Origin of the sequence: Burkholderia dolosa (assembly GCF_902499135.1) — a bacterium.
Lineage (GTDB): Bacteria > Pseudomonadota > Gammaproteobacteria > Burkholderiales > Burkholderiaceae > Burkholderia > Burkholderia dolosa.
This window is the reverse complement of record NZ_CABVPR010000103.1, coordinates 1-11,568: the sequence shown is the minus strand read 5'-3', so window position 1 is coordinate 11,568 and position 11,568 is coordinate 1. Positions and strand designations below refer to the sequence as shown.

Sequence of the window (11,568 nt, the reverse complement as noted above, 5' to 3'; positions counted from 1 at the left end):
GTGCGCACGCTCGGCCGCCGCGCGACGGACTGGTTCGCGCGCGGCATCGGGCTGCCGGCCGAGCGCACGCTGCTCGACTGGCTCGTGCGGCTGTTCTTCCATGCGCCGCCGGCCGGCAAGCCCGACCGCGTGCGGCGCTGGGCGCGCGTCGCATTCCTGCGGCTCGCCGCCGACTGGGGCGTGCTGCAGCCGCTGAGCCCGCGCGAATGGTTGTGGCGTGCGATCGTGCGTGCACCGCGCGACGCCGATCGCCGCGCCGTGCGCGATCCGCTCGCGTGGTTCGACACGTGGATCGTGCCCGTCTATGTCGCGGTGCGTGCGGTTGCCGCGCGCGTCGACGCGCTGCTCGCACGCTTGCCGTGGGCGCGCTGGGGCGGCTGGCTCGATGCGCGTGCGAACGGCGTCGGCCGCCATCGCTGGCTCGTGCCGCTGCTGCTCGTCGTCGGTGCGCTGCTGTGGGCCGCGGCCGGGATGTCGCCGCTGATGCCGGGCGCGCAGTTCGCGTTCTTCGCGATCGTCGCGGTGCTCGCGCTCGCGCTGCGTCGCCTGCCGGGCCATCTGCCGACGCTCGCGCTCGCATCGCTCGCGCTGCTCGCCGCGGTGCGCTACGTATGGTGGCGCACGACGCAGACGCTCGATTTCCGCAGCCCGCTCGAAGCGATCGCCGGCTACCTGCTGTATGGCGCGGAAGCGTACACGTGGATGATCCTGCTGCTCGGTTTCGTGCAGACCGCGTGGCCGCTCGACCGGCCCGTCGTGCCGCTGCCCGACGATCCCGATACGTGGCCGACCGTCGACGTCTACATCCCGACCTACAACGAACCGCTGTCGGTGGTGAAGCCGACCGTGTTCGCCGCGCAGAGCATCGACTGGCCGAGCGCGAAGCTGCGCGTGTATCTGCTCGACGACGGCCGGCGGCCCGAGTTCGCCGAATTCGCGCGCGATGCGGGGATCGGCTATCTGACCCGCGACGACAATCGCCACGCGAAGGCCGGCAACATCAACCACGCGCTGCCGAACACGCACGGCGAATACGTCGCGATCTTCGACTGCGATCACGTGCCGACGCGCTCGTTCCTGCAGACGACGATGGGCGTGTTCCTGCGCGACCCGACCTGCGCGCTCGTGCAGACGCCGCACCATTTCTTCTCGCCCGATCCGTTCGAGCGCAACCTCGGCACGTTCCGCGAAGTGCCGAACGAAGGCAACCTGTTCTACGGGCTCGTGCAGTCGGGCAACGACCTGTGGAACGCCGCGTTCTTCTGCGGATCGTGCGCGGTGCTCAAGCGCAGTGCGCTCGAGGAAGTCGGCGGCGTCGCGGTCGAGACGGTGACCGAGGATGCGCACACGGCGCTGAAGCTGCATCGCCGCGGCTATACGTCCGCGTATCTGCCGACCGTGCAGGCGGCCGGCCTCGCGACCGAAAGCCTCGCCGGCCACGTGAAGCAGCGCACGCGCTGGGCGCGCGGAATGGCGCAGATCTTCCGGATCGACAATCCGTTCATCGGGCGCGGGCTCGGCTTCGTGCAGCGCATCTGCTACGGCAACGCGATGCTGCACTTCTTCTACGGGATTCCGCGGCTCGTGTTCCTGACGATTCCGCTCGCGTACCTGTTCTTCCATCTGTACTTCATCAACGCGTCGGCGTTCGCGCTCGCGAGCTACGTGATTCCGTACCTGGTGCTCGCGAACATCGCGAACTCGCGGATGCAGGGCCGCTATCGGCATTCGTTCTGGGCCGAGGTCTACGAATCGGTGCTCGCGTGGTACATCGCGCTGCCGACCACCGTCGCGTTCCTGAGTCCGAAGCACGGCAAGTTCAACGTGACCGACAAGGGCGGCAAGATCGACGAAGGATACGTCGACTGGTCGACGTCGAAGCCGTATCTGGTGCTGTTCGCGCTGAACGTGCTCGCGATCGGCGCCGGACTGTGGCGGCTCGTGGCCGATCACGGCGACGAGGCGTCGACGATCCTGATCACGCTCGGCTGGACCGTGTACAACCTCGCGATGCTCGGCGCGGCGCTGGCCGTCGCGCGCGAAGCGAAGCAGGTGCGCGTCACGCACCGGATCGCGATGCGCGTGCCGGCGACGCTGGTGCTCGCCGACGGATCGACCGCCGCGTGCTTCACGAGCGACTACTCGACCGGCGGCCTCGGACTCGAAGCGGTGCCGGGCCTCGCGCTCGAGGTCGGCGATCTGCTGCAGGTGTGCGTGTCGCGCGGCGACCGGTCGTTTCCGTTCCCGGTGCGCGTGACGCGCGTGACGCCGACACACGTCGGCGTGAGCTTCGACGGATTGACGCTCGACCAGGAGCGCCAGCTCGTGCAATGCACGTTCGGCCGCGCGGATGCGTGGCTCGACTGGCACGAGGGGGCGCGCGCCGATGCGCCGCTGCGCGGACTGAAGGAAGTGCTGCGCATCGGCGTCGAAGGCTACGTGCGCATGTGGAAGGGCGCCGCGCACGGACTGCTGGCGATGCTCGCGCCGAAGCTCGATCGGGCGCGCGACTGACGCGCGCTCATCACGGAGTGATCAATGACGTTCTGGAATCTGTATTTCATCCTGAAGTTCGCGATGTTCGCGACCGGGCACCTGCAGCCGCTGTGGTGGGCGAACCTCGCGTTCGCGCTGGCGCTGGCGGTGAGCGCGCCGATTCGCCGGCGCGTGTGGCGCATCGTGCGGCAACTGGCGGCGATCGCGATCGCGGTGCCGCTGCTTGCGCGCGAACTGCACGCGCCGCCGCTCGCGCGGCTCGTCGACGCCGCGCGCGAGGTGAGCACGTTCGGCGGCGCGTACTGGATGGAGCTGCTGCCGCGGCTGCTGCCGCCGATGCTGGTGCTGACGGTCGCCGGTGTGCTGATCGTCTATTTCGTCGTCAACCGCTGGCTGCGCGTCGCGACGTTCGTGCTCGCCGTGCTGATCGCGATGCCGCTGTGGCAGACCGGCAGCGGCTTGATCGCGCGTGTCGTCGCGGCGAACGCGCCGCAGCACGCGAACGGGCCGCGCGCGACGCTCGTCGGCCAGCCCGAGGACTACAACGCGGCGCTCGCGACGTTTCGCGCGCAGGAGTCGCAGCGACAGGTGACGTTCGGTCATCTCGGCAGCGATCCCGCGACGCAGTTCGACGTGATCGTGCTGCACGTGTGCTCGCTGTCGTGGGACGATCTCGATGCGGCGAAGGTGCGCAACCATCCGATGCTGAGCCACTTCGACTATCTGTTCACGAACTTCAGTACGGCCGCGAGCTACAGCGGCCCGGCGGCGATCCGCGTGCTGCGCGCGACCTGCGGGCAGGAAGCGCACGCGGACCTGTACAAGCCCGCACCGCAGCAGTGCCACCTGTTCTCGCAGCTCGCGAACGCCGGCTACACGGTGCAGTCGCTGCTGAACCACGACGGCCATTTCGACAACTTCCTGCAGGTGGTTCACGACAATATCGGCGTGCCCGATGCGCCGATGATCTCGAACGCCGCCGCGCCGGTCGCGATGCATGCGTTCGACGGCTCGGCGATCAAGGACGACTACGCGACCCTCGCGAACTGGTATGCGCAGCGTGCGGCGGTGCCGGGCCCGGTCGCGCTGTACTACAACACGATCAGCCTGCACGACGGCAACCGCGTGGTCGGCAGTTCGCTGACGAGCATCGATTCGTATCCGCAGCGCGCGACGAAGCTGATGAACGACTTCGACCGGCTCGCCGATCTGATCGCGCAGTCCGGGCGTCGCGCGGCGATCGTGTTCGTGCCCGAGCACGGCGCCGCGCTGCGCGGCGACCGCAACCAGGTTGCGGGGCTGCGCGAGATTCCGACGCCGCGGATCATTCACGCGCCGGTCGGCGTGCGGCTCGTCGGCTTTGCGGGCAACCACGGGACGACGACCGTGATCGATCAGCCGACGAGCTTCCTCGCGCTTGCGCAGCTATTGTCGAATCTCGTATCGAACAGCCCGTTCAAGCCGGGCGTCACGCTCGCTCAGTATGCGGCCGACCTGCCGCGTACGCGGATGGTCGGCGAGAACGAAGGCACGGTGACGCTGAAGACGGCCGACGGCTACGCGGTGAAAACTCCGGACGGCGTATGGATCGACGAACAGTGAACATTGGCGAAGGCGACGACGATCGCCTGTCGCAACCGAACGACGTGCGGCGTCTCGCGCGGCATCTGCCGGAGCTCGACCCCGAGCGCTACGTCGACGAACAGGCGCGGCGCGCGTTCGTCGAAGCGCTCGACCGCTGGCCGGTGCTCGCGAAGCTGATGGGCTTGCGGGGCGACGCATGAGCGCGCGCGAACGGCGGGCCGCCGGAGACGCGGCCGGCGCAGGCATCGCTCACTGCGCGCGGCGCGCCGGCTGACGCGTCCATTCGTTTTCTTCGCCCGGCACCTTGCCGAACGTCTGCGCGGCCCACGCGTTTCGCGCCGCTTCGATCTTCGCGCGCTCGCTCGACACGAAGTTCCATTCGATGAACCGCTCGCCCGGCAGATGCGCGCCGCCGAGCAGCATCACGCGCGCGCCGCTCGCGCTCGCGAGCGCGACGTCGGCGCCGCGCTCGAGCACGGCCATCGTCGCGCTCGCAAGCGGCGCGCCGTCGATCGTCAGGTCGCCGTCGACGACATACACGCCGCGCTCTTCATGTTCCGCATCGAGCGCGAGCTGCCCGCCGGCCGCAAATTCCGCATACGCGTAGAGCGTCGGCGAGAACACGGCGACCGGCGACGTCAGCCCGAACGCGGTGCCCGCGATCACGCGCACGCGCACGCCGTCGCGTTCGAGCGACGGCAGCGTGTCGGCCGCATGATGCGCGAACGCGGGTTCGGCGTCCTCGTGCTCGACCGGCAGCGCGACCCACGTCTGGATGCCGTGCACCGGCTGCTCGCGCGGCCGGTCTTCGTCCGGCGAGCGCTCCGAATGCACGATGCCGCGACCGGCCGTCATCCAGTTCACGTCGCCCGGCACGATCTTCTGCCGCGACCCGAGGCTGTCGCGATGCATCAGCGTGCCGTCGAACAGGTACGTGACGGTCGCGAGGCCGATGTGCGGATGCGGGAGCACGTCGATGCCGCGTCCGGCCGGCAGCACGGCCGGTCCCATCTCGTCGAAGAAGATGAACGGGCCGACGAGCCGTGCGGCACGCGCGGGCAGCACGCGGCGCACGACGAGGTTGCCGATGTCGCTGTCGCGCGGCGTGAGAACGGTCTTGATCGATGCGGACATGATGGTGTTCCTCGCGATGGGAGCGGATGCGTCAGACGATTGCCGTGTCGATCGAGATCGGATGCGTGAGAATCCGGTGGACCGGACACGCGTTCGCGATCTGCAGCAGGCGCTCGCGCTGCTCGGCGGACAGGTCGCCGTCGAGCGTGATGCGGCGCACGATCGTGCTGCCCGCGCTGCCCGGTTCGTGCGTGAGCTTCACGTGGACTTCGGCGAGCGGCCAGCCTTTGCGCTGCGCGACCATCTTCAGCGTGATCGCGGTGCACGCGCCGAGGCTTGAAAGCAGCAGCGCGACGGGCGTCGGCGCCGCATCGCCGCCGCCGAGCGACGCCGGCTCGTCGGCGCGCCACTGATGGACGCCGTCGGTGAAGTGGACCAGATAATCGACCGAGCCGATGCTCGCTTCGACGGACAGTTCGCTCATGACAATTCCACGTGGAAAAAAAGAAGGCGGGCCGCGGCGTTCGGCACCGCGTTACGGTTCGAGCAGCCGCTGCAGCCGCAGCTCCTCGAAATCGAGCTCCGATTCGATCCGGTGCAGCACCGCATCGTCGACCTTGCCGTCGCGGTGCAGTGCGAGCAGCGCGTCGCGCGACACGCCGACCAGTTCGAGCTCGACGCGCAGCATCCGTGCGCGCACGTCGGCCGGCTCGGCGCCGTGCCGGTGCGCGCGTTCGTTGAACGCGACGCGGTTCCGGTATTCGGCGAGCAGCCGGTCGAGCGACGCACGCTCGAGACCGGACCCGCGCCGCTCGAGCGCATCGAGCTCGGCGAGTGCCGCGCCGAACGTGTGCGCGCGCACCGCGTGCTCGGACATCGTGCGTCGCGCGGCCGGGCGCAGCTTCAGCACGCGGATCAGCGGCGCGAGCGTGCCGCCTTGGACGACCAGCGTCGCAATGATCAGCAGAAACGTGCTGAACAGGATCAGGTCGCGGCCGGGGAAGTCGGCGGGCAGCGCGATCGCCGCGGCAAGGCTGACGACGCCGCGCATGCCGGACCAGCCGAGCACGACGGCTTCGCGCCACGACCACGGCTCGCTTCCGTCGCGTGCCGCGCGCAGGCGGCCGGGCAGCCACATCGCGGCGAACACCCACACGATGCGCGCGCCGATCGCGGCCGCGGTCGCCGGCAGCGCGACGCGCAGGCCCGCCATTACCACCGCGCCTTCGTGGTTCACGCGCGCGAGGATCGCATGCAGCGCGAGACCGATCAGGATGAACACGAGCGCATCGAGCACGAACACGACGGCTTCCCACGTCGCCTTCGCCTTGATCCGCAGATCGGCGTCGAACACGCGATGCTGGCGCACGCCGAGCACGAGCCCGCACGTGACGACGGACAGCACGCCGGAGCCGCCGACGGCTTCCGCGATGCCGTAGCTCGCCCATGCGGCGACGAACGTGACGACGATGCCGAGCATCGGATCGCGCAGCCGCGGCAGCACCCAGCACATCGCATGACCGCACGCGAGGCCGGTCGCGACGCCGATCAGCGTCAGCGAGAAGAACAGCGCGGTGCCGCTCGCGACGGTGATCGTCGCGGCGAGCGCGGCCGATACGGCCATCTGGTACAGCAGCAGGCCCGATGCGTCGTTGACGAGGCTCTCGCCTTCGAGCACCGCGACGAGCCGTGCGGGCAGCGGATGGCGCTGCAGGATCGCCTTCGCGGCGACCGCGTCGGGCGGCGACACGATCGCGCCGAGCGCCACGCACGCGGCCCACGGAAGCGCGGGGTTCGCCGCATGCACGGCGACGGCCACCGCGGCGGTGGTGAACGCGACCGCGCCGAGCGCGAGCGATGCGATCGACGCGAGCTCGCGGCGGAATTCCTTCCACGCGGTATAGAAGCCGCTCGACATCAGCAGCGGCGGCAGCACGGCCGCCAGCAGCAGCGCCGGGTCCATGTCGGGCACGCGCCGGCCGGCGACGGCGACCGCGCAGCCGCCGAGCAGCAGCACGACGGCGGGCGGAATCGAGATCCGCTGCGCGAGCCACGTGAGCGCGCCCGCGCCGCCGATCAGCAACAGCAGGTAATGAAACAGCTCGACGTTGGTCATCCGATGCGCGCCGTCACGACGGCTTGCGATCGTTCGCGCGCGCGCCGGGCAGCGCGCCGAACATGTGCTCGCCGCAGCGGGCGTCGCGCCACGCGGCATGCAGCCGGTGGCCGGCGATCAGCCGTCGCGCGAGCGGCAGGATCTGCTCGCCGGCCAGCATGCCGAGCAGGCCGGTGAGCGCGATGATCGGCGGTGCGGGCGAGTGCACGCCGATCGCGCCATAGATCGCGCCGGCGAGGATGCCGGCGAGCAGCGACAGGAAATACGGTTTCATGATGAGCGTCTCGTGATGGCGGATCGGCACGGCCGCGTGCCGTCGGAATCCTTGAAGCGTATCGGGTTTGCGTGAAGAAAAAAAGCGCGGATCGCCCCGAACGGATGCCGATCCGCGAATCGCAGCGATTCCGTTTCTTGGGTGTTCGTGGCGCGCGTTTAGGGATTAAATCTATCGCGCCGGACAAAGAGCCGGCGCATGATCGAATCGCCGGCTCCCGTTTCGACGGTCGACGCCGGCCGCTCCTTTTCCGTTCACAGGACCTCTCGCGCCATGAGCAATCCCAAGCTTGAAGTACTTACTCCGCAGAACAGCCAGCTGATCTTCATCGACCAGCAGCCGCAAATGGCGTTCGGCGTGCAGTCGATCGACCGGCAGACGTTGAAGAACAACGTCGTCGGGCTCGCAAAGGCCGCGAAGGCGTTCGGTGTGCCGACCACGATCACGACCGTCGAGACCGAGAGCTTCTCGGGTCATACGTTTCCCGAGCTGCTCGACGTGTTTCCGAACCAGAAGCTTCTCGAGCGCACGTCGATGAATTCGTGGGACGACCAGAAGGTGCGGGACGCGCTCGCCGCGAACGGCCGCAAGAAGGTGGTCGTGTCCGGCCTGTGGACGGAGGTCTGCAATACGACGTTCGCGCTGTGCGCGATGCTCGAAGGCGACTACGAGATCTACATGGTTGCGGACGCATCGGGCGGCACGTCGAAGGACGCGCACGACTACGCGATGCAGCGGATGGTGCAGGCGGGCGTCGTGCCCGTCACGTGGCAGCAGGTCGTGCTCGAATGGCAGCGCGACTGGGCGCGCCGCGACACGTACGACGCGGTGATGGCGATCGTGAAGGAGCATTCGGGCGCGTACGGAATGGGTGTCGACTACGCGTACACGATGGTTCACAAGGCGCCGCAGCGCACCGCGACGCCGCACGACGCGCTCGCGGCCGTGCCCGCGAAGTGATCGGCCGACGGCGGCCGGCGTTTCGGTAGTCGCCGCCGGCGGCGCAGGTCGACGCGTTCGCGCGCGGCCGCGGCCGCGTTCAGCGTTCAGCCAGCGCCCACGGCGCGTGCGAGAAGCGGTCCGCGAGAAACTCGAGCAGCACCGTCACGCGTGCCGCGCGCAGCATGCCGGGCGGCGTGACGAGATTGACGTTGATGTCGGCGATCTTCCAGTCGCGCATCACTTCCTCGAGTTCGCCGCGTTGCAGCGCGTCCCACACCAGGAATTCGGGCTGCAGCGCGAGGCCGTGCCCGGCGACGAGCGCGGGGACGATCACGTCCGCGTTGTTGGTGCGGATGCGTCCCTGCACGGACACGCCGACCTCCTCGCCCGATGCCGTGTGCCGGAAGCGCCAGTGCTCGGGCGTCGGCAGGTTCGTGTACGTGAGGCACACGTGCTGCTCGATGTCGCGCGGGTGGGTCGGGCGGCCGTGCCGGTCGAGGTAGGCGGGTGCCGCGACGAGCGGCCGGCGCACCGCGCAGAGCCGGCGCGAGCGCAGCGACGAATCGTTCAGCTCGGCGATCCGGATCGCGACGTCGAAGCCGCCGGACACGATGTCGACGATGTGGTCGGTGAGCACGAGGTCGATGTCGACGTGCGGATAGCGTTCGAGAAATGCCGGCAGCACCGGCGCGAGATGCCTGACGCCGAACGACATCGGCGCGTTCACGCGCACGAGCCCGTGCGGCTCGAGCGCGTGCGCGGACGCTTCGCTCTCGATCCGTTCGGCATCGGCGAGCAGGCGGATCGCGCGATCGCGCAGCAGCTCGCCGGTCGGCGTGAGCGACAGCCGGCGCGACGTCCGGTACAGCAGCATCGCGCCGAGGCGTTTTTCGAGGCGCGCGATCGCCTTCGACACGGTCGGCTGCGACACGCCGAGCAGGTCGGCGGCTTTCGCGAACGAACCGGTTTCCGCGACGCGCGCAAAGATGGCCCAGGCTTCGAGATCGGGAAGGTGTTGCATGGTCGGCAAGTGTGGCTGCAAGGCGAAACGGATGCGGCGGCAACGATGCGGGCGTCGCGCGCGATGCCGGCCATTCTAATTCGGCGGGAACAGGCATCGATATGGAATCGTATTTATTTTCGTTGGGCGCCGGCGTATTGATTGGCGTCGTCTACAGCGTAATCAACGTGCGTTCGCCGGCGCCGCCGCTGATCGCGCTGATCGGACTCGCCGGCATGCTGGTCGGCGAATGGGCGATCGGGCCGCTCCGTCACTGGCTCGGCTTCTGATCCATCGAGGACACATTTGATGAGCGCAACCCCAATTCAACCGGATCTGATCCTGCATAACGGGCGCGTCACCACGCTCGATCGTGCGAACCCCGTCGCGACCGCGGTCGCGATCGAACGCGGCCGCTTCGTCGCGGTCGGCAGCGACGCGGACGCGATGCGGCTCGCGGGCCCCGCGACGAAGGTCGTCGATCTGGGCGGCCGCCCGGTGCTGCCCGGGCTGATCGACAACCATACGCACGTGATCCGCGGCGGCCTGAACTACAACCTCGAACTGCGCTGGGACGGCGTGCGCTCGCTCGCGGTCGCGATGGAGATGCTCAGGCAGCAGGTCGCGATCACGCCGGCGCCGCAGTGGGTGCGCGTGGTCGGCGGCTTCACCGAGCACCAGTTCGCGGAGAAGCGGCTGCCGACGCTCGACGAGCTGAACGCGGTCGCGCCCGACACGCCGGTGTTCATCCTGCATCTGTACGACCGCGCGCTGCTGAACGCCGCTGCGCTGCGCGTGGTCGGCTATACGAAGGACACGCCGGAGCCGCCGGGCGGCACGATCGTGCGCGACGCCGCCGGCAACCCGACCGGCCTGCTGCTCGCGAACCCGAACGCGACGATCCTGTACGCGACGCTCGCGAAGGGGCCGAAGCTGCCGTTCGACTACCAGTACAACTCGACGCGCCACTTCATGCGCGAGCTGAACCGGCTCGGCGTGACCGGCGTGATCGACGCGGGCGGCGGCTCGCAGAATTATCCGGACGATTACGAGGTGATCCGCAAGCTGCACGACGCGGGCGAGATGACGGTGCGCATCGCGTACAACCTGTTCACGCAGAAGCCGAATGCGGAGAAGGAGGACTTCGTGAACTGGACGAAGAGCGTCGAGTATCACGACGGCACCGACTACTTCCGGCACAACGGCGCAGGCGAGATGCTGGTGTTTTCCGCTGCCGATTTCGAGGATTTCCGCGTCGCGCGTCCGGATCTGCCCGCGCAGATGGAAGACGATCTCGAGGGCGTCGTGCGCGTGCTCGCGCAGAACCGCTGGCCGTGGCGCATGCACGCGACGTACGACGAAACGATCGCGCGCGCGCTCGACGTGTTCGAGAAGGTCGACCGCGACATTCCGCTCGACGGGCTCAACTGGTTCTTCGATCACGCGGAGACGATCTCCGAGCGCTCGATGGACCGTATCGCCGCGCTCGGCGGCGGCGTCGCGGTACAGCACCGGATGGCGTACCAGGGCGAATATTTCGTCGAACGCTACGGCGCGCAAGCGGCGGAAGCGACGCCGCCGGTCGCGACGATGCTCGCGAAGGGGCTCAAGGTGTCGGCCGGCACCGACGCGACGCGCGTCGCGTCGTACAACCCGTGGGTGTCGCTCGCGTGGCTCGTGACCGGCCGCACGGTCGGCGGCCTGCGGATGTATCCGCAGCGCAACCTGCTCGATCGCGAAACCGCGCTGCGCATGTGGACGGAGTACGTGACGTGGTTCTCGAACGAAGAAGGGAAGAAAGGGCGCATCGCGGTCGGGCAGCTGGCCGACCTGATCGTCCCCGATCGCGACTTCTTCACGTGCGCGGCGGACGATATCGCCGACACGACGTCGCTGCTGACCGTGGTCGGCGGCCGCATCGTGTGGGGCGCGGGGCCGTTCGCGTCGCACGACGCGCCGATTCCGCCCGCGATGCCCGACTGGTCGCCGGTGCGCGCGTACGGCGGTTATGGCGGCTGGGGGGCGACGCAGCGCGACGGCGCGCCGCTGCAGCTGCGGCTGTGCGAGCGCGTGCAACGTGCA

Annotated in this window: 10 protein-coding genes and 1 pseudogene; 6 read left to right on the top strand and 5 right to left on the bottom strand. The window is 69.0% G+C overall.

Annotation, left to right across the window (positions count from 1 at the left end; all coding sequences use genetic code 11):
- The 3 genes from bcsA to BUB20358_RS26895 all read left to right on the top strand — a co-directional run.
- Positions 1 to 2,514 (top strand): UDP-forming cellulose synthase catalytic subunit (gene bcsA, locus BUB20358_RS26905; RefSeq protein WP_254593984.1); only part of this gene is annotated, 2,514 nt, incomplete at its 5' end.
- Positions 2,515 to 2,538: 24 nt separating this feature from the next.
- Positions 2,539 to 4,098: a cellulose biosynthesis protein BcsG gene (gene bcsG, locus BUB20358_RS26900; RefSeq protein WP_006764589.1), complete on the top strand. Its 1,560-nt coding sequence runs from the start codon at positions 2,539 to 2,541 to the stop codon at positions 4,096 to 4,098.
- Positions 4,080 to 4,280, top strand: coding sequence for a cellulose biosynthesis BcsR family protein (locus tag BUB20358_RS26895; protein ID WP_035972584.1), 201 nt, complete (start codon positions 4,080 to 4,082; stop codon positions 4,278 to 4,280). The genes bcsG and BUB20358_RS26895 overlap by 19 nt, the downstream gene beginning before the upstream one ends.
- Before the next feature lie 49 nt (positions 4,281 to 4,329).
- On the opposite strand, the gene BUB20358_RS26890 is transcribed toward BUB20358_RS26895, so the two are convergent.
- The 4 genes from BUB20358_RS26890 to BUB20358_RS26875 are packed head-to-tail and all read right to left on the bottom strand — an operon-like array spanning position 4,330 to position 7,544.
- Positions 4,330 to 5,214, bottom strand: a complete 885-nt coding sequence (locus BUB20358_RS26890; protein ID WP_035972582.1) for a pirin family protein — start codon at positions 5,212 to 5,214, stop codon at positions 4,330 to 4,332.
- A 31-nt stretch (positions 5,215 to 5,245) separates the two neighbouring features.
- Positions 5,246 to 5,638, bottom strand: coding sequence for an OsmC family protein (locus BUB20358_RS26885; protein ID WP_006764586.1), 393 nt, complete (start codon positions 5,636 to 5,638; stop codon positions 5,246 to 5,248).
- 51 nt (positions 5,639 to 5,689) lie between these two features.
- Complete coding sequence (locus BUB20358_RS26880) at positions 5,690 to 7,270, bottom strand: cation:proton antiporter (protein WP_006764585.1); 1,581 nt, start codon at positions 7,268 to 7,270, stop codon at positions 5,690 to 5,692.
- A 13-nt stretch (positions 7,271 to 7,283) separates the two neighbouring features.
- Positions 7,284 to 7,544, bottom strand: coding sequence for a XapX domain-containing protein (locus BUB20358_RS26875; protein ID WP_035973371.1), 261 nt, complete (start codon positions 7,542 to 7,544; stop codon positions 7,284 to 7,286).
- A 273-nt stretch (positions 7,545 to 7,817) separates the two neighbouring features.
- On the opposite strand from BUB20358_RS26875, the gene BUB20358_RS26870 reads away from it, so the two are divergent.
- A complete protein-coding gene (locus tag BUB20358_RS26870) occupies positions 7,818 to 8,504 on the top strand; it encodes a hydrolase (protein WP_035972579.1) in 687 nt (228 codons plus the stop codon).
- Positions 8,505 to 8,583: 79 nt separating this feature from the next.
- On the opposite strand, the gene BUB20358_RS26865 is transcribed toward BUB20358_RS26870, so the two are convergent.
- Entirely contained in the window at positions 8,584 to 9,507 is a 924-nt protein-coding gene (locus BUB20358_RS26865; protein WP_006764582.1) for a LysR family transcriptional regulator, read from the bottom strand.
- Between the two features lie 101 nt (positions 9,508 to 9,608).
- On the opposite strand from BUB20358_RS26865, the gene BUB20358_RS26860 reads away from it, so the two are divergent.
- The gene (locus BUB20358_RS26860; protein WP_035972578.1) at positions 9,609 to 9,776 is read left to right on the top strand and encodes a DUF1427 family protein; all 168 of its coding nucleotides are present in this window, start codon (positions 9,609 to 9,611) and stop codon (positions 9,774 to 9,776) included.
- Positions 9,777 to 9,795: 19 nt separating this feature from the next.
- Positions 9,796 to 11,568: pseudogene (locus tag BUB20358_RS26855) on the top strand (amidohydrolase); the annotation flags it as partial.

Coding starts and splice junctions, on each gene's coding strand:
- BUB20358_RS26865 (WP_006764582.1), bottom strand. CDS start 9,507: ATGCAACACCTTCCCGATCTCGAAGCCTGGGCCATCTTTGCGCGCGTC.
- BUB20358_RS26895 (WP_035972584.1), top strand. CDS start 4,080: ATGGATCGACGAACAGTGAACATTGGCGAAGGCGACGACGATCGCCTG.
- bcsG (WP_006764589.1), top strand. CDS start 2,539: ATGACGTTCTGGAATCTGTATTTCATCCTGAAGTTCGCGATGTTCGCG.
- BUB20358_RS26860 (WP_035972578.1), top strand. CDS start 9,609: ATGGAATCGTATTTATTTTCGTTGGGCGCCGGCGTATTGATTGGCGTC.
- BUB20358_RS26890 (WP_035972582.1), bottom strand. CDS start 5,214: ATGTCCGCATCGATCAAGACCGTTCTCACGCCGCGCGACAGCGACATC.
- BUB20358_RS26875 (WP_035973371.1), bottom strand. CDS start 7,544: ATGAAACCGTATTTCCTGTCGCTGCTCGCCGGCATCCTCGCCGGCGCG.
- BUB20358_RS26870 (WP_035972579.1), top strand. CDS start 7,818: ATGAGCAATCCCAAGCTTGAAGTACTTACTCCGCAGAACAGCCAGCTG.
- BUB20358_RS26880 (WP_006764585.1), bottom strand. CDS start 7,270: ATGACCAACGTCGAGCTGTTTCATTACCTGCTGTTGCTGATCGGCGGC.
- BUB20358_RS26885 (WP_006764586.1), bottom strand. CDS start 5,638: ATGAGCGAACTGTCCGTCGAAGCGAGCATCGGCTCGGTCGATTATCTG.